Source organism: Nocardioides sp. (assembly GCF_036493135.1).
Taxonomy (GTDB): domain Bacteria; phylum Actinomycetota; class Actinomycetes; order Propionibacteriales; family Nocardioidaceae; genus Nocardioides.
This window is the reverse complement of sequence record NZ_DASXQG010000077.1, coordinates 1-22,838: the sequence shown is the minus strand read 5'-3', so window position 1 is coordinate 22,838 and position 22,838 is coordinate 1. Positions and strand designations below refer to the sequence as shown.

19 protein-coding genes are annotated in these 22,838 nt (G+C 72.4%); 3 read left to right on the top strand and 16 right to left on the bottom strand.

The window, feature by feature from the left end; genetic code table 11:
* The first annotated feature begins 5 nt into the window (after positions 1-5).
* Positions 6-1,964: a DUF6541 family protein gene (locus VGJ24_RS14790; RefSeq protein WP_331501399.1), complete on the top strand. Its 1,959-nt coding sequence runs from the start codon at positions 6-8 to the stop codon at positions 1,962-1,964.
* Positions 1,965-1,967: 3 nt separating this feature from the next.
* Here the strand turns inward: VGJ24_RS14790 and VGJ24_RS14785 are convergent, their stop codons facing one another.
* The 15 genes from VGJ24_RS14785 to VGJ24_RS14715 all read right to left on the bottom strand — a co-directional run bounded on the left by VGJ24_RS14785 (position 1,968) and on the right by VGJ24_RS14715 (position 20,369).
* Positions 1,968-3,989 (bottom strand): primosomal protein N', encoded by a 2,022-nt coding sequence (locus tag VGJ24_RS14785; protein ID WP_331501398.1) that lies wholly within the window; start codon positions 3,987-3,989, stop codon positions 1,968-1,970.
* A gap of 42 nt (positions 3,990-4,031) precedes the next feature.
* Positions 4,032-6,593 (bottom strand): M4 family metallopeptidase, encoded by a 2,562-nt coding sequence (locus VGJ24_RS14780; protein WP_331501397.1) that lies wholly within the window; start codon positions 6,591-6,593, stop codon positions 4,032-4,034.
* Positions 6,594-6,947: 354 nt separating this feature from the next.
* Complete coding sequence (gene metK, locus VGJ24_RS14775; protein WP_331501396.1) at positions 6,948-8,147, bottom strand: methionine adenosyltransferase; 1,200 nt, start codon at positions 8,145-8,147, stop codon at positions 6,948-6,950.
* A 41-nt stretch (positions 8,148-8,188) separates the two neighbouring features.
* Entirely contained in the window at positions 8,189-9,436 is a 1,248-nt protein-coding gene (gene coaBC, locus VGJ24_RS14770) for a bifunctional phosphopantothenoylcysteine decarboxylase/phosphopantothenate--cysteine ligase CoaBC (RefSeq protein WP_331501395.1), read from the bottom strand.
* A gap of 28 nt (positions 9,437-9,464) precedes the next feature.
* Complete coding sequence (gene rpoZ / locus VGJ24_RS14765; RefSeq protein WP_331501394.1) at positions 9,465-9,794, bottom strand: DNA-directed RNA polymerase subunit omega; 330 nt, start codon at positions 9,792-9,794, stop codon at positions 9,465-9,467.
* A 25-nt stretch (positions 9,795-9,819) separates the two neighbouring features.
* A complete protein-coding gene (gene gmk / locus VGJ24_RS14760) occupies positions 9,820-10,419 on the bottom strand; it encodes a guanylate kinase (RefSeq protein ID WP_331501393.1) in 600 nt (199 codons plus the stop codon).
* Entirely contained in the window at positions 10,416-10,736 is a 321-nt protein-coding gene (gene mihF / locus VGJ24_RS14755; RefSeq protein WP_331501392.1) for an integration host factor, actinobacterial type, read from the bottom strand. The genes gmk and mihF overlap by 4 nt, the downstream gene beginning before the upstream one ends.
* Before the next feature lie 114 nt (positions 10,737-10,850).
* The gene (locus VGJ24_RS14750; RefSeq protein ID WP_331501391.1) at positions 10,851-11,291 is read right to left on the bottom strand and encodes a hypothetical protein; all 441 of its coding nucleotides are present in this window, start codon (positions 11,289-11,291) and stop codon (positions 10,851-10,853) included.
* Positions 11,288-12,106: an orotidine-5'-phosphate decarboxylase gene (pyrF, locus tag VGJ24_RS14745; protein ID WP_331501390.1), complete on the bottom strand. Its 819-nt coding sequence runs from the start codon at positions 12,104-12,106 to the stop codon at positions 11,288-11,290. Before pyrF ends, VGJ24_RS14750 begins: the two co-directional genes overlap by 4 nt.
* Positions 12,103-12,951 (bottom strand): nitronate monooxygenase, encoded by an 849-nt coding sequence (locus tag VGJ24_RS14740; protein WP_331501389.1) that lies wholly within the window; start codon positions 12,949-12,951, stop codon positions 12,103-12,105. Before VGJ24_RS14740 ends, pyrF begins: the two co-directional genes overlap by 4 nt.
* A complete protein-coding gene (locus tag VGJ24_RS14735; RefSeq protein ID WP_331501388.1) occupies positions 12,948-13,748 on the bottom strand; it encodes a hypothetical protein in 801 nt (266 codons plus the stop codon). Before VGJ24_RS14735 ends, VGJ24_RS14740 begins: the two co-directional genes overlap by 4 nt.
* The gene (locus VGJ24_RS14730; RefSeq protein WP_331501387.1) at positions 13,745-14,821 is read right to left on the bottom strand and encodes a quinone-dependent dihydroorotate dehydrogenase; all 1,077 of its coding nucleotides are present in this window, start codon (positions 14,819-14,821) and stop codon (positions 13,745-13,747) included. Before VGJ24_RS14730 ends, VGJ24_RS14735 begins: the two co-directional genes overlap by 4 nt.
* Positions 14,822-14,891: 70 nt before the next feature.
* Entirely contained in the window at positions 14,892-18,224 is a 3,333-nt protein-coding gene (carB, locus tag VGJ24_RS14725; protein WP_331501386.1) for a carbamoyl-phosphate synthase large subunit, read from the bottom strand.
* Positions 18,224-19,453: a glutamine-hydrolyzing carbamoyl-phosphate synthase small subunit gene (gene carA / locus VGJ24_RS14720; protein ID WP_331501385.1), complete on the bottom strand. Its 1,230-nt coding sequence runs from the start codon at positions 19,451-19,453 to the stop codon at positions 18,224-18,226. Before carA ends, carB begins: the two co-directional genes overlap by 1 nt.
* A 61-nt stretch (positions 19,454-19,514) precedes the next feature.
* Positions 19,515-20,369, bottom strand: coding sequence for an alpha/beta fold hydrolase (locus VGJ24_RS14715; RefSeq protein WP_414691093.1), 855 nt, complete (start codon positions 20,367-20,369; stop codon positions 19,515-19,517).
* Positions 20,370-20,454: 85 nt separating this feature from the next.
* Between VGJ24_RS14715 and VGJ24_RS14710 the strand changes: the two genes are divergently transcribed.
* Together VGJ24_RS14710 and VGJ24_RS14705 are read left to right on the top strand one after the other, a co-directional pair.
* Complete coding sequence (locus tag VGJ24_RS14710) at positions 20,455-21,549, top strand: DNA glycosylase AlkZ-like family protein (RefSeq protein ID WP_331501383.1); 1,095 nt, start codon at positions 20,455-20,457, stop codon at positions 21,547-21,549.
* A 105-nt stretch (positions 21,550-21,654) separates the two neighbouring features.
* On the top strand, positions 21,655-21,984 hold the full coding sequence (locus VGJ24_RS14705; RefSeq protein ID WP_331501382.1) for a GYD domain-containing protein: 330 nt from the start codon (positions 21,655-21,657) through the stop codon (positions 21,982-21,984).
* On the opposite strand, the gene VGJ24_RS14700 is transcribed toward VGJ24_RS14705, so the two are convergent.
* On the bottom strand, positions 21,963-22,838 hold an 876-nt coding region (locus VGJ24_RS14700; protein ID WP_331501381.1), incomplete at its 5' end, for an ATP-binding cassette domain-containing protein. The genes VGJ24_RS14705 and VGJ24_RS14700 overlap by 22 nt on opposite strands.

The following is a 22,838-nucleotide window of genomic DNA, read 5'->3' as shown; positions in this document are numbered from 1 at the left end:
TCGCCATGAGCGCGCTCGCCGGCCTCCTGCTCGTCCTGGTCCTGCCGGCCCTGGCGGGCGCGGTCCTGCTGTCGGGGCCGGCCCGGGGATCCTCCGGGGACCCGGACGTCACCGTCCCCGATCTTGCCCTGTCACGCGGACTCGCGTGCGGCATCGCCACCTGGTTGCTCGGCTCCGGTCTGCTGACCCGGACGGTCGGCCTCACCGCGACCTCGGCATGGATCTGGGACGGCTGCGTCGCCACGGTGTCGGTCGTCGTCCTGCTCCTGCCCCGCCACCGGACCCGGCTGCGCGCCGTGCTCGGGCCCGTGGGACGGCGCCTCGCGGAGGTCGGCGGGCTCACGGCACTGGTGTTCGTGCCGCTCGGCTACGCCATCGTTCGCATCTCGTGGTCGCCGCTCGGGTCGACACCCTGGTACTACTTCGGGCTCGCCCGTCAGGTGGCCGACCTGGGCTCCATCCCGGCGACGTCGATCGAGTTCGGCACGACGACGCCGTTCCTGAACGACTACCACCTGTTCACCACCGGTACGGCGATGTTGCTCGTGCAGCACCCTGGCGGCCCGATGACGGTGATCACCATCGTCGCCCTGATCGGTGTCCTGCTGCTCGGCATCGGAACAGTGGCGGTCACCACAACTCTCGGCGCGGGCCGGGGCGCAGCGTTGCTCGCCGTACCCGTCGCGACGGCCGCGGGGATCGGGCCGGTGCGGCTTGCGGCGTACCGCCCGGAGAGTTTCGCCCTCGGCCTGGCTCTGCTGCTGGTCGCGCTCGGCATCGACTGGCTGCACACCCGGCACCGGGGATCGCTCGTCGCCGGCGCCCTGCTCGCGGCCACCCTCTCGCAGGTGCACGGAATCGCCGCGGTCTCGGCGGGAGTGATGGTCGCCGCGGCCGCGCTGGTGTCGCTGCTCCGGGGTCCGCGCGCTGAGCAGCTCAGGCGGATCGCGATCGCCCTGGTGACCCTGCTCGCTGCCGTGGTCGTCACCGGGCTCGTCTTCCACGAGGCCTCCGGCACCGTCCATGCGGGCGGGCTCGTCGACCGCGGCGGGCTCGCCGACCCGACCTGGGAGTTCTTCCGAGCCGCTCGGGACGAAGCGCCGTCCATGCCGCCGAGCAACCGCGCCTTGGTCGAGCAGTCGATCCGCGAGCTGTACGACTGGCAGCGATGGTGGTTCGTGCCCGCTCTGCTGCTGGCGATTCTCGGGCTGTGGCGTCGGAGACGGGACGCCGCAGCGCGGCAGGTCGTGTCGTTCACCATCGTCGCTCTGGTGGGCCTGCTGGCGCTCGCGTCGGTCTTCATGTTCGGGTGGCAGGGCTACGTGCCGCGACGTACCGGAGCCTCGCGGATCGTGTTGGAGGCCAGCCTGCTCGGTCCCCCTCTCATCGCGATCGGGCTGGAGTGCCTGATCCGGGACGCACGGACGTGGCGACGCGGCCGGCTCCTGCCGAAACCGCGGCTTGCTCGCCTGGCTCTGCTGGCGGCGCTGTCGGTGTGCGGGGTGATCTCGATGATCAGGGTGGCTGACTACAACGACGGCCACGCGCCGAGCCGCGAGGAGCTCGCCCTGTGGCGATCCCTCCCCCTGACCAGCAAGGACGTGGTGCTGGCCAACGGCTACACCGAGGGTTTCATCCCCGACGTGACCGGTGCCCAGGGGCTGCTGGACGGGCGCGCGCCGTACACCTTCGACGCCCAGCTGCAGCGGGCCAATCGGCTGCTCCGCGGCGGACGGCAGTTCTACGCCGACCCGGCGCGGCACTGGGGCTTCCTGGCAGACAACCACGTGTCGTGGCTGGTCGTGGGCGAGCACTTCTCGCTCGGCACCGGCAACATCTGGGACACCTCGTCCGACCTGAGGGGGCTGGAGGGCTGCCCGGGCCTCGAGCGGTACGCCCAGGACGACACGCTCACCGTTTTCCGCGTCGTCGATCCGGGACCCCGAGGGTGTCGGCCGAAGTAGCGGTCAGAGCGTGACCGGGTCGACCTGGATGCGCACCGCGTCGAGCTTGCGGGCGGAGCGCACCCGCTGGACCTCTCCCAGCGCCCGGGAGAGTGCTGACGCCTGCGCACGCGGCACCCGGACGACGAGCCGCGACTCTCCGCCGTCGACCTCGACCGGGCCGAGCACCTCGGTGCCGGGAGGCCGGTCCAGGAGGGTCAGCGCGTCGTCGACCGCACCCAGCTCTCCGGTGATGGTCGCCAGCCGGCCGGCCGGCGGCAGGTGCGCTTCCGACCGGGCAGCGGCCTCGCGACGCGCGAAGCCCGCCGGATCCCACCGCACCAGCGCCTGGAGCGCCGGATGGGCCGGGTCGCCGACCGCCACCACGCTGGCACCGGGAGCCGCCAGACCGGCCGCGCCCAACCAGCGCCGCAGCGCCTCCTCGTCGGTCCGCAGGTCGGGGCGCGCCAGGGCCAGCCAGGTGTCGAGCAGGACGACCGTGCGGTAGCCGTCGGCGGCCACCGGCTCGGCCCCTGGCGTCGCCACGACGATCGCGGGCTTCGCCGGCACCGTCTCGACGACATGGTCGCCACCCGAGGCCACGACTGGCGTGGAGGGGAAGGCGCGGCCGAGCTCCTCGGCGGTACGCCGCTCCCCCACGACCGGCGCGCGGAGGCCACGATGACCACACGCGGCGCAGGCCCACGCCTCATCGACCGTGCCGCACCATCGGCAGGCCGGTGGCAGGGCCGGCCCGGAGACCGCGAGCGGCCCGGTGCAGACCGCGCAGCGGGCGGGCGTGCGGCAGCGCTCGCAGGCGAGCGTCGCGGCGTACCCACCGCGCGGCGTCTGGAGGAGGACCGGCCCGCGCTCGAGCCCTGCCGCGACGGCGTCGTACACCTGCTTGGGCATCCGGGTCGCGCGAGCGAGCGGGTCGCGGTCGAGCTCGAAGTCGGTCGCTCCGGCGATCGAGACGGTGATCGCATGGCGGAGCGCGTCACGCGGTGGCGCGATCTCGTGCGCCCATCCCGACGCCAGCAGCTGCTCGGCCTCGACGCTGCGCGCGAAGCCGCCCACCAGGGCCGCGGACCCCTCGAGGTGGGCCCGGCTCAGCAGGACCTCCCGCGCATGCGGGTACGGCGCGCGCGGCTCGGCGTGCAGGTCGTCGCCGTCGTCCCAGATCGCCACCAGACCGAGGTCGTGCACCGGCGCGAAGGCCGCGGCCCGGGTGCCGACCACGATCCGCCGGGCGCCGCGCGCGACGGCGAGGAACTCTCGGTAGCGACGCGCCGGGCCCGCGCCGGCGGTCAGCAGCACGTGGTGGCCGGCGCCGAGCAGGTCCGTGAGCGCGGTGTCGAGGCGAGCGACGTCGCGCCGGTCGGGCACCACCAGCACGCTGCCACGGCCTCCGGCCAGGGTGAGGGCGGCCGCGGAAGCCAACAGGCGGGGCCAGTCCTCCCCGGGGAGCGCTGACCAGACCGCGTGCGGCGCACCTTCCCGTGACAGGTGTCCCAAGAACGCCTCGGCCGCCGGATAGGCCGACCACACGGCCCGCGCCGACGACTGATCGACGTCGAGCGGCTCCTCGGCCGCAGACGGCTGCTTCTCCGTCGTCGCGTGCCGCGGCGGGACGGCGAGCCGGAGCACGTCGGAGCGGGTGCCGGCGTACCGCTCGGCGAGCACTCCGGCGAGCTCTGCGATCACCGGTCGGAGCACCGGCTCGGGGCTGACGACCCGCTGCAGGCGGGTCAGCGTGCCGGTGTGCTGGGTGTCGGCGGCGCGCGCCACCACGAAGCCGTTGAGCGCCTTCCCGGCGAAGCGGACCTTGACCCGCGCACCCGGGACGGCGTCGTCGCTCAGGGACGCCGGGACGGCGTAGTCGAAGCGTCGGTCGAGGTGGGCCAGCGGGGTGTCGACGAGCACGCGGGCGACCGGGTCGGACGCCGCGAGCGGCTCCGCCTTGGCGGCTCGCTTCGGCCGTGCCGCGCGCACCGTCTCCCGCAGACCCGGCAGGGTCTCGGGCGGGGACTCACCGCGGTCGGCCACGGCGGCTGTTCTACCAGTCGCCGCTGACGACGCCCCGCGGGCTCAGCTCACGCGGGGGGTGGCAGGAGAGAACGTCGAGGTGTGGCGGTGGTGGGCGGTCGCGGTCACCTTCACCGATATCCGCTTGCCGAGGTCGCCGTGCCGGACGCGGTACGACGTGCCGGTGGCGCCCGCGATCCGGTGACCCGCGGCGTACCACTGGACCTGCCGCTTCACGTGCGAGGGCGACCAGCGGCCGACGTTCGCCGTGAGCCGGCTGCCCACGGTGGGCGTGCCGTGGATGCGCGGCGCCCGCTTCGGCACCGGACCGCGACCACAGGTGTAGACGCGGATGTCGTCGAGGTACCAGCCCTGCTCGTAGTTGACGTCGTCGGTGTTCATGGTGAACTGCGGCGACACCGCATGCCCGGCGTACCGCGTCAGCTTCAATCGGCTGGCCAGATAGCCGCGGCTGTCGCCGCCGAACCCGATGCGGCCCCCGGCCGGGTTGCCGAACCGGCCGTCGATCCGGTCGTGCGGTCCGTTGACCCACGGCATCCTCTCCGCCGGCTTGGGACTGTGCCCGCGCGTGGTGTCGGCGACCTCGACGGTGCCGGCGTCGAAGTGGTCCACCCTGCCCTGGACGTTCGTGGCGGTCTCCAGCAGGCGCCACTGCTGGAACCACAGATATGCCGGGCGCCGGGCCGGGAGCGCCACCGGATGCATGGTCAGCGAGCTGACCGCGACGGCGTCGGGCTCGCTCGAGTGCCACGAGTGGTGGCCCGAGGTCGCGTTGGCCGGCACCGGGGGGAACGCGGACTGGTTCGGGGCACGCAGCCACGTGGAGCCGGCGTCGAACTTCGTCTTCGCCACGCCCTTCTCGGAGTCGAACAGGAGGCGCACGGGCCCGGCGCCCCGGGGGCAGGTCATCGGCGCGTCCGGCGGCTGCTTCGCCCGCGGCGGCGACCTGCGCAGCCGGGTGGCGAGCGTCGCCTTGTGGACGTTGCGGCAGCCCTCGGCGGTCATCCCGACCGTGTGGTGCCGTGCCAGGTGGTCGCAGCTGCGGTCGAGGACCGCGGCGAGGTCGGCGTAGTCGCTGCCGGAGACGAGGTGCTGGATCACGTCGAGGTAGAGGGTCGCGGACCTCCTCAGCGAGGGCCCGTCGATCCCACGCACCTTCTCACCCCCCTGCTTCCCGCCCTGCGAGATCAGGTAGAACGTGCGGTTCCCGACGCCGCTGTTGAAGTGCACGCCACCGTTGTCGAACTCCCCGCCCACGTATCGCCTGCTGGTCATCGAGTCGGGCTGACCGAACGTGCCCGGCTTCTTCATGTTCCGGACGGCACCGTTCGGCAGGTCCTCACCGAGCGCCCAGTTGTGCGGCGACTCGCCGGGGGTGTGGTGCCGGTGGTCGATGATCTCGCCCATGATGTCGGCCAGCGACTCGTTGATCGCCCCGGACTGACCCCAGTAGAACAGGTCGCTGTTGTGCTGGATGACGCCGTGGGTCATCTCGTGGCCGACGACGTCATCCGCGCCCGCGTAGCCCTGGCCGTAGAACATGCCGACGCCGTTCCAGAAGGCGTTCTGGAGGGGGCAGTCCTGTGGCCGCGCGCCGGGGTCGCAGTAGCGCACCGTCGACGACAGGCTCTTGTGCCCGCCCTCGGCGACGCCCAGGAGCCGGGTCAGGTCGATGCTCCCGATCTGGCGGTAGAACCTCGAGACGGCACCGGCCAGCGTGAACGCCTCGTTGACGTCCTTCACACCGCTGGCCGGACCGTGCTCGGTGCGGGCGAAGTCCTTCGTACAGGGTAGATCGAGCACGGTGTTGGTGTTCTTGTTGTCGCAGACCACGCGGTTGACCTGCTCGACCAGGTCGAGGTCCTGTACGACGACGCCCGTGCGGTCGTCGATCAGCAGGAGCCGGTGGAACGCCGCGCCGCCGCGCACCTCGACCCACCAGACGCCTCGGGCGTGGGTCGTCGGGTCGGCCGTGCGTGGCACGCCGAGCACCGCCGGGTCCCAGAGCCTCCGGTCGGGCTTGGTGGCCGCGAGCGTGACCCGCGAGCCGGGGCCGAGCCGCTTCGCGGCCACCGCCAGTGCCTCCCGCGTCGCCGCCGTCCTCGGGTACGTCGCGCGCGGCACGGAGGCGCGGGAGACCGACGCGGTCATCGAGTCCAGCTGGCGATCGGGACGCAGGTCGACCGCGACCGCTCCCGCGATCACCGGGAGACCGTGGCGAAGCTCGGTGAACCTGACGACGTCGTCGCCGGTCATGCTCCGGGTGACCGAGCCGGCCACGAGTCGGGTGCCCGGGTCGGCGACACCGACCACCGCGCCGTACCGGTCGAGGTGGGCGCGCGCGGCCCCCCTGGCGGACGTGGTGCGGGTGACGACGGGGTTGCGGGCGCCGGAGACGCCGACGACACGAGCCAGTCCGTCGCGCCCCCGGGTCACCCTCACCGGGCCGATGGACTCGGCCGACAGCCGGCTCAGGGCGAGGGCCGCGCGCGACGGCGCGCCGTGCCGGGCGTCGGTGGCGGCGGTCGGGGAAGCCGCGACCTGGGCCAGCGTGGTGGTGGCGAGAGCCAGCACGATCCCGAGCGCTGCAGTCCTGTGTGTCACGGATCGCCTCCGTCCGGCCGTGCCCGCGACAGGCTGGCCGTCGTCTCCGTGCAATCTAGCCACCGGACGGCCGGCCGAGACCTCTCGCACGGGTCAAGAAGTGGTAACAGGTCCCGGAGCTCTCCCGCCCCCGGCCGGTGACGATCGCCTCGCCGTCGCTGAGCGTTGCACCATGTCTCCTCTCCCGGCGCAGTCGCCTCCCGAGCTGGGGGCGTTCCGCGGCAAGAGCGCAGTCGTCATCGGTGACTACCTCCGGCCCGGCGAGAGCCGGAGATCAAGGGCCGCCCGGTTCTGCGAATCCTGCGCAAGCCGCGACCCAAGCCGTCCGTCACCTCCACGGCCTGACGCGCGGGCTCAGCCTTCGACGCCGACCGCCTTGCGCAGCTGCTCGACCCGGTCGGTGCGCTCCCAGGTGAACTCGGGGAGCTCGCGGCCGAAGTGGCCGTACGCCGCGGTCAGGGCGTAGATCGGCCGGAGCAGGTCGAGGTCCTCGATGATCGCCGCGGGCCGAAGGTCGAACACATCGAGCACGGCCTTCTGGATCTCCTCGTCGGGGACGATGCCGGTGCCGAACGTCTCGATGAAGACGCCGACCGGCTGCGCCTTGCCGATGGCATAGGCGACCTGCACCTCGCAGCGCTTCGCGAGCCCCGCGGCCACGACGTTCTTGGCGACCCACCGCATGGCGTACGCCGCGGAGCGGTCGACCTTGGACGGGTCCTTCCCGGAGAACGCACCGCCACCGTGGCGGGCCATGCCGCCGTAGGTGTCGACGATGATCTTGCGGCCGGTCAGGCCGGCGTCGCCCATCGGACCGCCCACCACGAACCGGCCGGTGGGGTTGACCAGCAGTCGGTAGCCCTCGGAGGGGATGTCGAAGGTGGCGAGCACGGGGTCGATCACGTGCTTCTTGATGTCGGGCTCGAGGGTGTCGACCAGGTCGACGTCACCGGCGTGCTGCGTCGAGAGCACGACCGTGTCGACGCGCACCGGGCGGTTGTCGGCGTCGTACTCGATGGTGACCTGGGTCTTCCCGTCGGGGCGGAGGTAGGGCAGCGTTCCGTCGTTGCGGACCTCGGTGAGCCGCTCGGCCAGGCGCTGGGCCATGGTGATCGGCAGCGGCATCAGCACGTCGGTGTCGTCGCACGCGTAGCCGAACATCAGGCCCTGGTCGCCCGCGCCCTGCTTGTCCATCGCGTCAACCGAGCCGGTGCGCGACTCGTGCCCGGTGTCGACACCCTGGGCGATGTCACCCGACTGGCCGCCGATCGCCACCATCACGCCGCACGAGTGGCCGTCGAAGCCCTTCTCGGACGAGTCGTAGCCGATGGTGAGGATCCGGTCGCGCACGATCTGCTTGACGTCGACGTAGCCGGTGGTGCTGACCTCGCCCGCGACCACCACGAGCCCGGTGGTGAGGAGGGTCTCCACGGCGACCCGGCTGTGCGGGTCCTGCCGGATCATCTCGTCGAGGACGGAGTCGCTGATCTGGTCGGCGATCTTGTCCGGGTGTCCTTCGGTGACGGATTCGGAGGTGAAAAGGCGTCCGGTCACGGTGTTGCTGCTCCTGGTTCGGCGAAGATGATGGTCGGTGGTCAATCTTGCAGCCTGGGGGCCACTTCGTCCCAAATGGCGTGGGCGAGTGCGGTCTTGGGTCCAGGGGGTACCTCGATCTGGGTGCCGTCGGCGCCCAGGATCACGGCCTGGTTGTCGCCGGACCCGAAGACCGCACCGCCACGGACGTCGTTGACGACGAGGAGGTCGCATCCCTTGCGAGCGAGCTTGGCGCGCCCGAGGTCGAGCACCGACCCGGTCTCGTCGCCGGTCTCGGCGGCGAAGCCGACCACGACCTGCCCGGGGCGCGCGCGCGTGTGCGACAGCTCGGCAAGGATGTCCGGGGTCTGGGTGAGCTCGAGGGGCGGGACGGAACCGTCGCCGGCCTTCTTGATCTTGGTGTCCGTGGCGTCGAGGGGGCGGAAGTCCGCGGGCGCGGCCGCCATCACGACCACGTCGGCCGACACCGCCGCCGACACCACGGCGTCGCGGAGCTCCTCGGTGGTCTCGACCCGGACCACCTTGACCCCGGCCGGGTCGGGGAGCGTGACGTTGGCGGCGACGAGGGTCACCTCGGCGCCTCTGGCCACGGCCGCACGCGCCAGGGCGACGCCCTGCCGACCGGACGACCTGTTGCCGAGGTAGCGCACCGGGTCGAGCGGCTCGCGGGTGCCACCCGCGGAGACGACGACGGTCCGGCCGGCCAGGTCGGGCTCCCCCACACCGTGAGCGAGCACGTCCTGGCAGATCGCGAAGATCTCGTCGGGGTCGGGCAACCTGCCCTTGCCCGAGTCAGCACCGGTGAGTCGGCCGACCGCGGGCTCGACCACGAGGGCGCCACGCTGCCGCAGCGTCGCGACGTTGGCCTGGGTGGCCGCGTGCTCCCACATCTCGGTGTGCATCGCCGGGACGAACACCACCGGGCAGCGGGCGGTGAGCAGGACGTTGGTGAGCAGGTCGTCGGCGCGGCCGTGCGCGGCCCGGGCCAGCAGGTCGGCGGTCGCGGGGGCGACGACGACGAGGTCGGCGGACTGGCCGATGCGCACGTGCGGCACCTCGTGCACCGACTCCCAGACCTGGGTGTGCACCGGCTTGCCGGACAGCCCGGCCCACGTGGCCTCGCCGACGAAGTGGAGTGCGGACGGAGTGGGGACGACGGTCACGTCGTGGCCGGTCTCGGTGAATCGGCGCAGCAGCTCGGCGGCCTTGTACGCCGCGATCCCGCCGGCGACGCCGAGGACGACCGATGGCCGCCCCCCTGCCTCGGGCGAGGCCTCGGGAGCGGCCATGTCGCTCATGGTCGTGGGAGAGGTCGGCTCACTCGGCCGAGAAGCCGGACTCGAGGGAGGCGGCCTTGCGGGCCTCCTCCTCGGCGGCCAGCTCGGCCGGGTCGACGTCCTCACACGTCAGCAGGTCGTCGTTGATCTCGCGGAGCGCGATCGACAGCGGTTTCTCCTGGACATGGGTCTCGACGAGCGGACCGACGTACTCGAGGAGGCCCTCGCCGAGCTGGGAGTAGTAGGCGTTGATCTGCCGCGCGCGCTTGGCGCTGTAGAGGACCAGCTTGTACTTGCTGTCGGTCTTGGTCAGCAGGTCGTCGATCGAGGGGTTGGTCACGCCCTCGGCAGCGGGGGTGGGGGCAGACACGCAGCAGCCTCACAAAGAGTTGGAGTCAGGAAGGGCCAGGTCGCCCGACCATCAAGGCTACCAACTCCTCGGCGGCATCGTGAATCCGTGTGTTCACGATGGTCACGTCGAACTCGCCCTCGGCGGCCAGTTCGAGCCGTGCGGTGGCGAGCCGGCGCTCGCGCTCCTCCTCCCCTTCGGTGCCGCGGCCGACGAGGCGACTGACCAGCTCCTCCCACGAGGGCGGGGCCAGGAACACCATCACCGCGTCCGGCATCGCGGCGTGCACCTGCCGCGCCCCTTGCAGGTCGATCTCCAGGAGGGCCGGGCGGCCGGCGGCGAGCATCTCCTCCACCGCCGCGCGCGGGGTGCCGTAGCGGGCCGCACCGTGCACGACCGCCCACTCCAGGAGCTCGTCCTCGTCGATCATCCGGTCGAACTCCTTCTCGGAGACGAACCGGTAGTGCACACCGTCCTGCTCGCCCGGTCGCGGCGCCCGGGTGGTGGCCGAGACGGAGATCCAGACCTCGGGGTGGTGCGACCGGATGTCGGCCGACACCGAGCCCTTGCCGACGGCGGTGGGGCCGGCCAGGACGGTCAGTCGGGTACGACGCGCGCCGTTCGCCGCGGGGTCGGTCCCGCTCACTCGCCGGGCGCGAACTCGCGTTCGAGAGCCGCCACCTGCTTGGACCCGAGCCCGCGCACCCGACGGCTCTCGGCGATGCCGATCCGCTCCATCAGCTGCTTGGCCCGGACCTTGCCGACACCGGGCATCGAGCACAGGAGGTCGACGACCCGCATCTTGCCGATCACATCGTTCTGCTGGCCCTGGTGGAGCACATCGGAGATCGAGGCACCGGAGTTCTTCAGACGGTTCTTGACCTCGGCCCTCTCCCGTCGCGACGAAGCCGCCTTGTCGAGGGCTGCCTGTCGCTGTTCGGGGGTCAGGGGTGGAAGAGCCACGGGCCAACCTCTTTAGGTGATCGGACGAACCGGGCCAATCTAGTCACCCCGACGAGATGTCAGCAATGCGGCCTCTCGTCTCGGATCCGCCGCCACGCCACGGCGCGGCGGGCCTCATACCTCCAGTGGTACGTGGCAGACGTCGAGGACCTCCTGCTGCACCGTCGCGAACGCCTGTTGGGTGTCCGACGCCGCGAGCTGTGCCGCCGCTCGTCGGATCAGCCCGCGGTCCTCGGCACTGAGGCCGGCCGGCGGGTGCTTCACGTCGTACGTCGCGGGGTCGACGTCGGCGTCCTTCAGCGCGGTGTCCAGTGCCTTGATCCGCGTCACCAGCAGCCCCCAGTCGTCCGCCACGTCGTCGGGGGCCTTGCCCTGCAGGTCCTCGAAGATCGGCAGCGCCTGGATCAGCGCCCCCCGGTCGCCGCCGCTGACGATCGACCCGAGGTCGGACTGATGGTCCTGGACCGCGTCGCAGTAGCTCTGGCCATGGCCGCAGCCGGCGAGCACCGACAGCACGAGCAGCGTGGCGGCCGCGGTGGCCGGCCGACGGGTCATCCGGCGAGCTCGCGGAGCCGGTCGTTGAGCCGGTCGGCGGCGTCGGCCAGCCCCTCGGGTCCTTCCCGGAGCAGCTCGCGAGAGGTGCTCGGGAGCACGTGGCGGGCGCCGTCGCCGAAGATCCGGCGCAGGTTGTCGACCGTGCCGCCCTGTGCGCCGTACCCGGGGGCGAGGACGGGGCCGTTGATGTCGAGCCGGTGGCTCCCCCGCTCGATGGTCGCGCCGATGACCGCGCCGAACGAGCCCATCGGGTCGGCCCCGTCGTTGAGGGCGCGGAGGTGGTCGAGGACGACGTCGGCGACGGTGGCGTCGCCGACCCGCGCCTCCTGGACCTCGCGACCCTCGGGGTTGGAGGTGAGGGCGAGGACGAACAGGCCGGCGTCGTGCTTCTGTGCCGCCTCCACCATCGGGCTCAGCGACCCGAAGCCGAGAAAGGGACTGGCCGTGACGGCGTCGACGGCCAGCGGGGAAGCCGGGTCGAGGTAGGCATCGGCGTACGCCTGGCTGGTGGACCCGATGTCACCGCGCTTCACGTCGAGGAGCACCAGCGCGCCGGCGTCCCGGCACATCCCGATCAGGCGCTCGAGCACGGCGATGCCGCGGCTGCCGAACCGCTCGTAGAAGGCCGACTGGGGCTTGACCACCGCGACCCGAGGAGCCAGCGCCTCGGCGGCGGTCAGGGCGAACCGCTCGAGGCCGGCGGGGTCGTCGTCGAGCCCCCACGCCCGCAGCAGCCCGGCGTGGGGGTCGATCCCGGCGCAGAGCGGGCCGCGGGCGCGCATGGCGTCGTGGAGCCGTGCTCCGAACGTGGTCATCGGTCGTCCTTCCCAGCAGCTGGTTCCGTCGGCCTCTCGAGCTCCTGGGCGATCCGGAACGCCGTGGTCGGATCGTGGAAGAGCGCGGTGCCGACCTGGACCGCGCAGGCCCCGGCGGCCAGGTACGCGCGGGCGTCGTCGGCGTCCATGATGCCGCCACACCCGATCACCGGCGTCTCGGGGAGGGCCCGGGCCACCTCCGCCGCGCACCGCAGCGACTGGGGCCGGATCGCCGAGCCGCTGAGGCCACCCGCCCGACCGTCGGGCAGCGCGGCCGGCTGGGCGTTGCCGACGACCACCGCGTCGGCGCCCGCCTCGACGACAGCCCGCGCGGTCTCGGCCACCCGGGTCACGTCGCTGCGCAGCTTGACCAGGAGCAGCATGCCCGCGCGGAGGTCTCGCCGGCAGGATCCGACCACGCTCCCGGCCTGGAACGGCTCCCGCGCGTCCAAGAGCCCGCTGCCGAGAGGGTCGGGCACGGACAGGTTCACCTCCAGGGCGACCACGCCGTCGGTGCGCCCGAGGGTCCGCGCCAGCTCGGCGTACTCCCCCAGCGAGTGGCCGGCGATGCTCACCACGACGGAGGCGCCGAGATCGAGCAGGGCCGGCAGCTCGTCGCGGAGGAACCCGACGACACCGGGGTTCTGCAGGCCGATCGCGTTGACCAACCCGCTCGGTGACTCGACGATCCGCGGCTCGGCGCCGCCCGGACGCTCCTGGAGCGTCACCGACCGGGTCACGAAACCGCCGAGCGCCGCCAGCTCGCCGTACGCCGCGAGGTCGCGGCCGGTGCCGCCGCAGCCGGACGCGGTCAGCACCGGGTTGGTGAAGGGCCAGTCGCTCACGTGAGCGCCTTCCAGTCGACGCGGCCGGCTCGGAAGACGGGTCCGTCCACGCATGCGCGGACGACGTGCGGCGCCCCCTGGTCGTCGAGGACCGGGACCGGGCACCCGTGGCAGAGCCCGGTGGCGCAGGTCAGCGGTCGTTCGAGCGCGACCTGGCAGCTGACCTCGGTCCCGGCGACGGCGTCGGCGACGAAGCGCTGCGTCTCCGGCCAGGCTGCGGCGTACACCACCTCGGCCTCGGGGAGCGCCCGGAGCACCGCGGCGGTGAGGTCTCCCACGGCGACCTCGACCTGTCCGACGCTGCGCCGCGCGGTCAGCGGCTCGAGCACGTGGGCGTCGTCCGCGCCACCGAGGACCAGGCGCACCCCGCAGCCGCGTTCGCGGAGCCGTTCGGCGAGGGTGGTGAGGGCGGCCGCGGCGTACCCGTCACCGATGAGCAGGCACCGGGCCGGCTCGCGCGGCAGTGCGAACGGGCGACCGAGCGGCCCGGTCACCTCCACCGGCGCACCGGCCGGCAGAGCGGCCAGGGCCCGGCTGCCGGGCCCGCGCTGTTCCACGACGATCTCGACCACGGCCCGATGGCCGCCCATCGGGCCGACGCGGTGGATCCAGAAGGCCCGGCGGGCGAGGTGTCCGTCACCGACCGAGACGGCCAGGAAGCTGCCCGGCCGCGAGCGCTCTCCGACGCCGGGCGCCACCAGGCTGAGGTGCTGGTAGGCGCCGGCGGTCTTCGTGGCGAGCACCTCGGCGGTGACATGGACCGGCCCGGTCACCGTTGTGGTCGCCGGATTCGTCATTCGCCGAGTCCGCCGACCACCCGGCGCGGCCACAGGGGCCCGCCGTACACGAAACCGGTGTAGGCCTGCACGAGGGTGGCGCCCGCGTTCAGCCGCTCGCGTACGTCGTGCGAGCTCGAGACGCCGCCGACCGAGAAGACGGCGATCTTGCGGTCGTGGGAACGGAGCAGGCGCAGCACCTCCAGCGAGCGGCGGCGCAGCACCGGCCCGGACAGGCCGCCGGCCCCGACGGCCTCCACGTCCGCGGTCGGCGTGAGCAGGCCGTCGCGCGAGATCGTGGTGTTCGTCGCGATCAGGCCCTCGAGACCGCGTTCGCGCGCGAGCCTGCCGATGGCCACGACGTCGTCGTCGGCGAGATCGGGGGCGATCTTCACGCAGAGCGGGACCGGGCGGTGGGCGGCGTCGTCCGACACCCGGCGTACCTCGTCGAGGAGCGGGCCGAGCCGCTCGACCGCCTGCAGGGACCGGAGCCCGGGCGTGTTGGGAGAGGAGACGTTGACGACCAGGTAGTCGGCGTACGGCGCGAGCAGGCGCGCGCTCGTGGCGTAGTCCGCCAGGACTGCCTGGTCGTCGTCCTCCGGGACCGCCTTCGACCTGCCGATGTTGACCCCGAGCACCGGACGCTGGGTGGGGCGCTGCCCGATCCGACCGACCAGGCGGCGGTCTCGGCGGTCGAGCCGTGCCGCGCGGCGGGAGAGCCGCGCGGCCACGGCCTCGGCGCCGTCGTTGTTGAAGCCCATCCGGTTCACGATCGCCCGGTCCTGCGGCAGCCGGAACAGCCGCGGCTGAGGATTCCCGGGCTGCGGCAGTGCGGTCACGGTGCCGACCTCGACGAACCCGAAGCCGAGCGCGCCGAGTGCGTCGATCCCGACGGCGTTCTTGTCGAAGCCCGCGGCCAGGCCGAGCGGGTTGCGGAAGGTCAGCCCCATCGCGTCGACCGGTGACGGCGGGACCTTGACGATGGCTCGGGCGACGCCGCGACCCGTGCGGATCGCCCGGAACCCGAGGCGGTGGGCCCGCTCCGGGTCCATCCGGGTGAACACCGACCGGAAGAGCACGTCGTACGTCGTCACGCGCCGCGCCCCCGTCGGACGTCATACGAACTGGTCGTTCTAGCGACCGGAACGTATGACGTTGCGGGTGTCACCGGACGGCCCAGTCCTGGAGCGAGCGGACGCCGATGTCGCCGCGGATGCGGGCCTCGATCCCCTGCACCGCCGCACCCAGGCCCTGGACGGTGGTGATGCACGGGACGTTCGCACGGACGGCGGCGGTGCGGATCTCGTACCCGTCGACGCGCACCGAGCCGCCGCTGCCGGCCGAGCCGTGGGGGGTGTTCACGACGAGGGCGACATCGCCGTCGGCGATCAGCTGCACGGTCGTCGGCTCGCCGTTCGGGCCGGTGCCGTCGAAGTGCTTGCGGACCACCGCGGCCCGCACCCCGTTGCGGCGCAGCACGTCGGCGGTGCCCTGCGTCGCGAGGATCTCGAAGCCGAGGTCGGCCAGCACCTTGATAGGGAAGATCATCGACCGCTTGTCGCGGTTGGCCATCGAGACGAACACCTTGCCGGACGTCGGCAACGGCCCGAACGCCGCGGCCTGGGCCTTCGCGAAGGCGCGGCCGAAGTCGGCGTCGAAGCCCATCACCTCACCGGTGGACTTCATCTCGGGGCCGAGCACCGTGTCGACGTAACGGCCGTCGGGCTGGCGGAAGCGGTTGAACGGCATCACCGCCTCCTTGACCGCGATCGGCGAGTCGCCCGGCAGCGCGCCGCCGTCGCCGGCCGCGGGCAGCAGGCCCTCCGCGCGCAGCTGCTTGATCGAGTCGCCCATCATCACCCGGGCGGCGGCCTTCGCCAGCGGGGTGGCGGTCGCCTTCGAGACGAACGGCACGGTGCGGCTGGCGCGCGGGTTGGCCTCGAGGACGTAGAGCACGTCGGAGCCGAGCGCGAACTGGATGTTGATCAGCCCGAGCACCCCGACGCCGCGCGCGATCGCCTCGGTCGCCTGCCTGATCCGGTCGATCTCGCGGTCGCCCAGGGTGATCGGTGGCAGTGCGCAGGAGGAGTCACCGGAGTGGATCCCGGCCTCCTCGATGTGCTCCATCACGCCGCCGAGGAACAGCTCGTCTCCGTCGAAGATCGCATCGACGTCGATCTCGACCGCGTCGTCGATGAACCGGTCGACCAGCACCGGGTGCTCCGGGCTGATCGCGGTCGCCCGGGCGATGTAGCCCTCGAGCGCCCCGTCGTCGTACACGATCTCCATGCCACGGCCGCCGAGCACGTACGACGGACGCACCAGCACCGGGTAACCGATCTCGGCCGCGATGGCCTGCGCCTCGTCGTACGACGACGCCATCCCGTGCAGGGGTGCGGTCAGTCCCGCCTCGTGGAGCACCCGCCCGAAGGCGCCGCGCTCCTCCGCCAGGTGGATCGCCTCGGGCGTGGTGCCGACGATCGGGACACCGGCGTCCGCGAGTCCCTGCGCGAGGCCCAGTGGCGTCTGGCCGCCCAGCTGGCAGATGACGCCCGCGACGGGCCCGGCCTGCTGCTCGGCGTGGACGACCTCGAGGACGTCCTCGAGGGTCAGCGGCTCGAAGTAGAGGCGGTCGGAGGTGTCGTAGTCGGTCGACACCGTCTCGGGGTTGCAGTTGACCATGATCGTCTCGAAGCCGGCACCGCCCTCAGCCGACCCGAGCGCCAGGCTCGCGTGGACACACGAGTAGTCGAACTCGATCCCCTGCCCGATCCGGTTCGGACCCGAGCCGAGGATGATCACCGCCGGACGCTCCCGCGGCGCGACCTCGGTCTCCTCGTCGTACGTCGAGTAGTGGTACGGCGTAGCGGCGGCGAACTCGGCGGCGCAGGTGTCGACGGTCTTGTAGACCGGCCGGATGCCGAGCGCGTGCCGGACGCCGCGCACGACGTCGGCGGTCATCCCGCGGATCTTGCCGATCTGGGCGTCGGAGAAGCCGTGCCGCTTGGCCAGCCGGAGCAGGTCGGGCGCGAGCTCGTCGGCGGCGGTCACCTCGGCGGCGACCTCGTTGATCAGCGCCAGCTGGTCGACGAACCACGGGTCGATCCGGGTCGCCTCGAAGATCTCGTCCGCGGTCGCGCCGGCGCGGATCGAGTCCATCACCAGCTTGAGCCGACCGTCGTGCGGCACCCGGACGGCCTCGAGCAGCGCCTCCTTGTCGAGGTCGACGTACTCCTGGTGCCAGTCGAAGACGGCGTTCGGGCTCTCCAGGGAGCGCAGGGCCTTCTGAAGGGCCTCGGTGAAGTTGCGGCCGATCGCCATCGCCTCGCCGACCGACTTCATGTGGGTGGTCAGCGTCGGGTCGGCACCCGGGAACTTCTCGAACGCGAACCGCGGCACCTTCACCACGACATAGTCGAGCGTCGGCTCGAAGCTGGCCGGCGTGCTCTGGCCGTCGGGGCGGGTCGTGATGTCGTTGGGGATCTCGTCGAGCGTGTAGCCGATCGCCACCTTGGCCGCGATCTTGGCGATCGGGAAGCCGGTCGCCTTGGAGGCCAGGGCGCTCGAGCGGGAGACCCGCGGGTTCATCTCGATCACCACGATCCGTCCGTCGACCGGGTTGACCGCGAACTGGATGTTGCAGCCACCCGTGTCGACCCCGACCTCGCGGATCACGCCGATCGCGATGTCGCGGAGGCGTTGATACTCGCGGTCGGTGAGGGTCAGCGCGGGCGCCACGGTGATCGAGTCGCCGGTGTGCACACCCATCGGGTCGAGGTTCTCGATCGAGCAGACGATCACGACGTTGTCCACGCGGTCGCGCATCACCTCGAGCTCGTACTCCTTCCAGCCGAGGATCGACTCCTCCAGGAGCACCTCGGTGGTCGGGCTGAGCGAGAGACCGAGCCCGGCGATGCGGCGCAGGTCCTCGTCGTCGTAGGCCAATCCGGACCCGGCGCCTCCCATGGTGAAGCTGGGGCGGACCACGACCGGGTAGCCGAGGTCCAGGACGGCGGCCAGGCAGTCGTCCATCGAGTGGCAGATCGCAGACGACGCGACCTCCGCACCCCACTCGGCGGGCAGACCCTCGACGACCCGCTTGAACGACTCACGGTTCTCGCCCTTCTCGATCGCCTCGATGCTCGCGCCGATGAGCTCGACGCCGTACTTCTCGAGGACACCGGCCGCGGCGAGGCTCATCGCGCAGTTCAGCGCGGTCTGGCCGCCGAGGGTCGCGAGCAGGGCGTCGGGCTGCTCCTTCGCGATCACCTGCTCGACGAACGCCGGCGTGATCGGCTCGACGTACGTCGCGTCGGCGAACTCCGGGTCGGTCATGATCGTGGCGGGGTTGGAGTTCACCAGGATCACCCGGATGCCCTCCTCGCGCAGCACCCGGCAGGCCTGGGTGCCGGAGTAGTCGAACTCGCAGGCCTGCCCGATCACGATCGGCCCGCTGCCGATGACCAGGACGCTGGAGATGTCGCTGCGCTTCGGCATCAGATGCTCTCTCCTGGGTTGCCGTTTCCGCGCGATCGCGCGGTTGTGACAGGTGTTGGGCCCGATCGACTGTCATAACCGCGCGATCGCGCCGATGTGGCAGACCCCGACATCAGGTCGCAGAAGCGGTCGAAGAGGTACGCCGCGTCGTGCGGGCCGGCGGCGGCCTCGGGGTGGTACTGCACCGAGAACGCCTTCAGCCGACCGGAGTCGTCGCGGAGCTCGATCCCCTCGACCACGTCGTCGTTGAGACACACGTGCGAGACCGTCGCCTCGCCGAAGGGAGTCGGCGTCGCGGCGTCGAGAGGCGCCCGGACTGCGAACCCGTGGTTGTGCGCGGTCACCTCGACCTTGCCCGTGGTGCGGTCGAGCACCGGCTGGTTGATGCCACGGTGACCGTAGGTGAGCTTGTACGTGTCGAAGCCGAGCGCCCGGCCGAAGAGCTGGTTGCCGAAGCAGATACCGAAGTAGGGGATCCCCTCTGTCAACGCACCACGCAGCAGCTCGATCTGGCGGGTCGTTGCCGCCGGGTCGCCGGGGCCGTTGGAGAAGAAGAGCCCGTCGGCGCGGGTCGCGCGCACCTCGTCGAGAGTCGCGGAGGCCGGCAGCACGTGGGTCTCGACGCCCCGCTCGGCCAGCATCCGCGGGGTGTTCGCCTTGATCCCGAGGTCGAGCGCGGCCACGGTCAGGCGCCGTTCGCCGACCGCGGGCACGACGTACGGCTCGGTGGTGGAGACCTCCGCGGACAGGTTCGCGCCGGCCATCTCCGCCGACGCCCGCACCCGCTCGAGCAGCGCCGCCGGGTCGGTCTCGGTCGAGGAGATGCCGACCCGCATCGCGCCCCGCTCGCGAAGGTGGCGGGTCAGGGCACGCGTGTCGATGCCCGAGATGCCGACGACTCCCTGGTCGCGGAGCGACGCGTCGAGCGGACGCCGCGCGCGCCAGCTGGACGGCACCCGGGCAGGGTCGCGCACGACGTACCCGGCCACCCAGATGCGCGAGGACTCGGGGTCCTCGTCGTTGAGGCCGGTGTTGCCGATGTGGGGGGCGGTCATCACCACGACCTGGCGGTGGTACGACGGGTCGGTGAGAGTCTCCTGGTAGCCCGTCATCCCGGTGGCGAACACCGCCTCACCGAAGGTCTCGCCCTCGGCGCCGTAGGCCTCCCCGCGGAAGGCCCGGCCGTCTTCTAGGACGAGCAGAGCGGCATTGGTGGCACGACGGTGCACCTCGGGCCTCCTTCTCCGCCTCACGGGACGGATCGTTAAAGGATGTCGAGCGAGGCCGACCCTAGCAGTCGGCGGTCCGTACGTCGGACTCCGCGCCGGGGCGCGGGCGACCGTCCTGGCGGAGCGCCGCCACGAAGGCCGCGAGCTCGGAGATCATCCGCTCGTCGCCCTCGAGCTGGGGCAGATGGGCCACTCCGGGGAGCTCGACGAGGCGGGCGTCGGGGAGGTGGGCGACCGCGTGGGCCACATTGTCCTTGAGGTACTGCAGGTCGAGCTCGCCGATCATCAGCAGGGTCGGGACGGCGATCTCGCCCAGCCGGTCCCAGGCCTCCACGCCGTCGCCCCTCTCGCCCGGGTCCTCCGCCTCGAGTGCGATCCGGTTCATGTCGAGGAAGAGCTCGCGCGCGGCTCCGCCGACCCGGCCGCGCGGGGCCAGTGGCCCGTCCAGCCAGACATGGGCGTCGATCTCGTTGACCTCGTCGAGGTCGCCGCGCTCGAAGGCGGCATCCTGGGCGTCGCTCAGCGCGTCCACCTCGGGCTCGTACTCCTCCGCCGGGCCCCCGTTGACCGCCGGGGCGATCAGGACCAGGGCGCGCACCCGCTCGGGGTGGGTGAGCGCGAGGTGGAGCGAGCCCCGACCACCCATCGAGCAACCGACCACCACGGCGGAGTCGACGTCGTACGCGTCCAGGACCGCCACCGCGTCACCCACGCCGGACCAGCCGTCCTCGCGCTCGTACGTCGTCCGGCCGTAGCCGCGCTGGTCGTAGGTCAGGCACCGGTGGTCCGGCAACCGGTCGACGACGTGCTGCCAGCTGCGCTGGTCGGTCACGCCGGCGTGCATGAAGAGGACGGCCGGCTCACCGCTCCCGTGCTCGTCCGCGGCGATCTGCGCGGCTCCTGAGGTGATCTGCATCGCGGTCAGTGAATCGGCGTCCGGTCCACCACACAACCGGATTACGGTCGGCGGTCCGTCCGCGGCGTCGGTTAGCGTCGCCGCCATGGCGCCCCCCGACCGCCTGGTGCACGAGCTGACCCGGGCCGACGCCCGGCGGATCGTGGTCCGGGCCACCATGCTGGACGCCGCGCGCCCGACCGATCTGATGAGCGTGGTCGAGCGCCTGACCGCGCTGCCGGTCGAGCCGACCAGGGCGATCGCCCCGAGCTACGACCTGGTCTGCTGGTCGCGGCTGGGGTCGGCGTACGAGCCGCGCGATCTCGACGACCTGCTGGCCGAACGTGAGCTCTACGAGGATGCCGACGGCATCCGGCCGATGGCCGACCTGACGCTGCATCTCGCCGACATGGAGACCTGGCCGCCGTGGGACGGCACGCGCGACTGGCTCGAGGCCAACGAGCTGTTCCGCAACGAGGTGCTCGACGTGCTCGACGCCGACGGGCCACTCCCCTCGCGCGACGTCCACGCCACCGCGCAGGTGCCGTGGCAGTCGTCGGGGTGGAACGTCGACCGCAACGTCCGGATGATGCTGTCCTGCCTGCTGTCACGCGGCGAGGTGGCCGTGAACGGCCGGAAGGGCACGCAGAAGAAGTACGACCTGGCCGAGCGGGTCTATCCCAGGGGGGTCGAGCCGGTGCCGAGCGACCAGGCGCTGGCGTTGCGGAACGAGCGCCGGCTGCGCGGCCTCGGCATCGCCCGGGCCAAGGGGACGGTCCTCCCCGGCGAGCCGATCCACGTCGGCGATGCGGGCGAGCCGGCAGTGGTCGAGGGCACCGACGGCGAGTGGCGCGTCGACCCTGCCCAGCTCGGCCTGCCGTTCGCGGGACGTACGGCGCTGCTCTCGCCGTTCGACCCGGTCACCCGTGACCGCGTGCGCATGGAGGACCTGTTCGAGTTCGACTACGTCCTCGAGATGTACAAGCCTGCGGCCAAGCGACGGTGGGGCTACTTCGCGCTGCCGATCCTGCACGGCGACCGGCTCGTGGGGAAGCTCGATGCCACCGCCGACCGGAAGGCCGGCCGGTTCTTCGTCGACGCCGTCCACGAGGACGTGCGGTTCACGAAGGCGATGACGAAGACCGTCGACGCGGAGATCACCGCGCTCGGCGACTGGCTCGGTCTCGCCGTCGATCGCTGACCAACACCCTGCACCCGCCACGGCCCTTGCGCCGGTGTGCGCACGGGAACACGCTGGCCTCAGCGCCGGACGCCCCGCCCGGCCGTTCACCACGGGGGTCAGCCCATGTCCAAGTACGTCGTGTTCTTCACGTTCCGTCCCGAGGCGATCAAGTCGCTGATGGACACACCCAGCGACCGGGCCGCGGTGGTCCGCTCCCTGTGCGAGTCCGCGGGCGGGAGCATGGAGAGCTACTACCTCATGCTCGGCAGCGCCTATGACGGCTTCACGGTGGTCGAGGCGCCCGACTCCGGCACGGTGACGGCGGTCAGCCTCGCGGTCACCAGCAGCGGCGCCTTCAGCCACCTTGAGACCCATGAGCTGGTCGAGTCCGGCGATCTCGGCGGGATCCTGGCGAAGGCGTCCGGGCTCACCTACACCGCGCCCGGGACCTGAGCCGCCGTCAGCCGTAGCTCCGCGCCGTCCCACCGCCGGCGGAGCCACCGGTCGTGCGAGGCGACGACCACGGTCCCCGAGGCCGTGGCGAGGGCGTCCTCGATCTCGCCCGCCAGCGCCAGGGACAGGTGGTTGGTCGGCTCGTCGAGGAGGAGCAGGTCGGGTTCGGACGCGATCGCCACCGCGAGACCCAGCCGGCGGCGTTGACCGACCGAGAGCAGACCCACCGGGGTGGCGTGCCGGTCCGGTGGCAGGACCCCGAGCTCCCGCAGCGGCACCTCCGCCGCCCGGTCCTCCCCGACCAGTGCGTCGTACGTCGCCCGGGCGCTGCGCTCCGGGTGGCCGAAGCGCACGTCCTGCACCAGCTCGGCCACCCGACGGGCGGTGACGACGACCGAGCCCGTCGTGGGGGCGAGCCGGCCGGCCAGCACCCCGAGGAGCGTGGACTTGCCCGACCCGTTCGGGCCCGAGACGAGCAGGCGCTCCCCCGCCCTGACGTCCAGCCGGCCCACCGCGAGCCGGCCGGTCACCTCCAGGCCGCGGACCTGCACCACCCGCCCGGCAGCACCGTGGCCCGTCAGCGAGGCCCGCAGCCGTAAAGGCGGGCGCGGCTTGCGCACCTGCTCGCGCTCGGCGACGTCCAGCCGCCGCTCCGCGTCCTTCTTGCGGCGCGCCAGGGTCCGGTCGACCCGCGCGCCCTTGAAGCCGTAGATGTGCTTGTCGTTGTCGCGCGGCGGCCGGTTGGGGGCGATCGCCGAGGTGTCGATCCGGGTGGCGGCGCGGAGCCGGGTCAGCTCCTCCTGCTGCTCGTCGTACGCCTCCTCCCAGCGCCGCCGGGCAGCCGCCCGGTGCTC

Bases quoted from the DNA above. Each gene is read 5' to 3' on its own strand.
- VGJ24_RS14790 (WP_331501399.1), top strand. From the start codon at position 6: ATGAGCGCGCTCGCCGGCCTCCTGCTCGTCCTGGTCCTGCCGGCCCTG.
- coaBC (WP_331501395.1), bottom strand. From the start codon at position 9,436: ATGGCCGCTCCCGAGGCCTCGCCCGAGGCAGGGGGGCGGCCATCGGTC.
- VGJ24_RS14750 (WP_331501391.1), bottom strand. From the start codon at position 11,291: ATGACCCGTCGGCCGGCCACCGCGGCCGCCACGCTGCTCGTGCTGTCG.
- pyrF (WP_331501390.1), bottom strand. From the start codon at position 12,106: ATGACCACGTTCGGAGCACGGCTCCACGACGCCATGCGCGCCCGCGGC.
- VGJ24_RS14735 (WP_331501388.1), bottom strand. From the start codon at position 13,748: ATGACGAATCCGGCGACCACAACGGTGACCGGGCCGGTCCATGTCACC.
- carB (WP_331501386.1), bottom strand. From the start codon at position 18,224: ATGCCGAAGCGCAGCGACATCTCCAGCGTCCTGGTCATCGGCAGCGGG.
- VGJ24_RS14715 (WP_414691093.1), bottom strand. From the start codon at position 20,369: ATGCAGATCACCTCAGGAGCCGCGCAGATCGCCGCGGACGAGCACGGG.
- VGJ24_RS14710 (WP_331501383.1), top strand. From the start codon at position 20,455: ATGGCGCCCCCCGACCGCCTGGTGCACGAGCTGACCCGGGCCGACGCC.
- VGJ24_RS14705 (WP_331501382.1), top strand. From the start codon at position 21,655: ATGTCCAAGTACGTCGTGTTCTTCACGTTCCGTCCCGAGGCGATCAAG.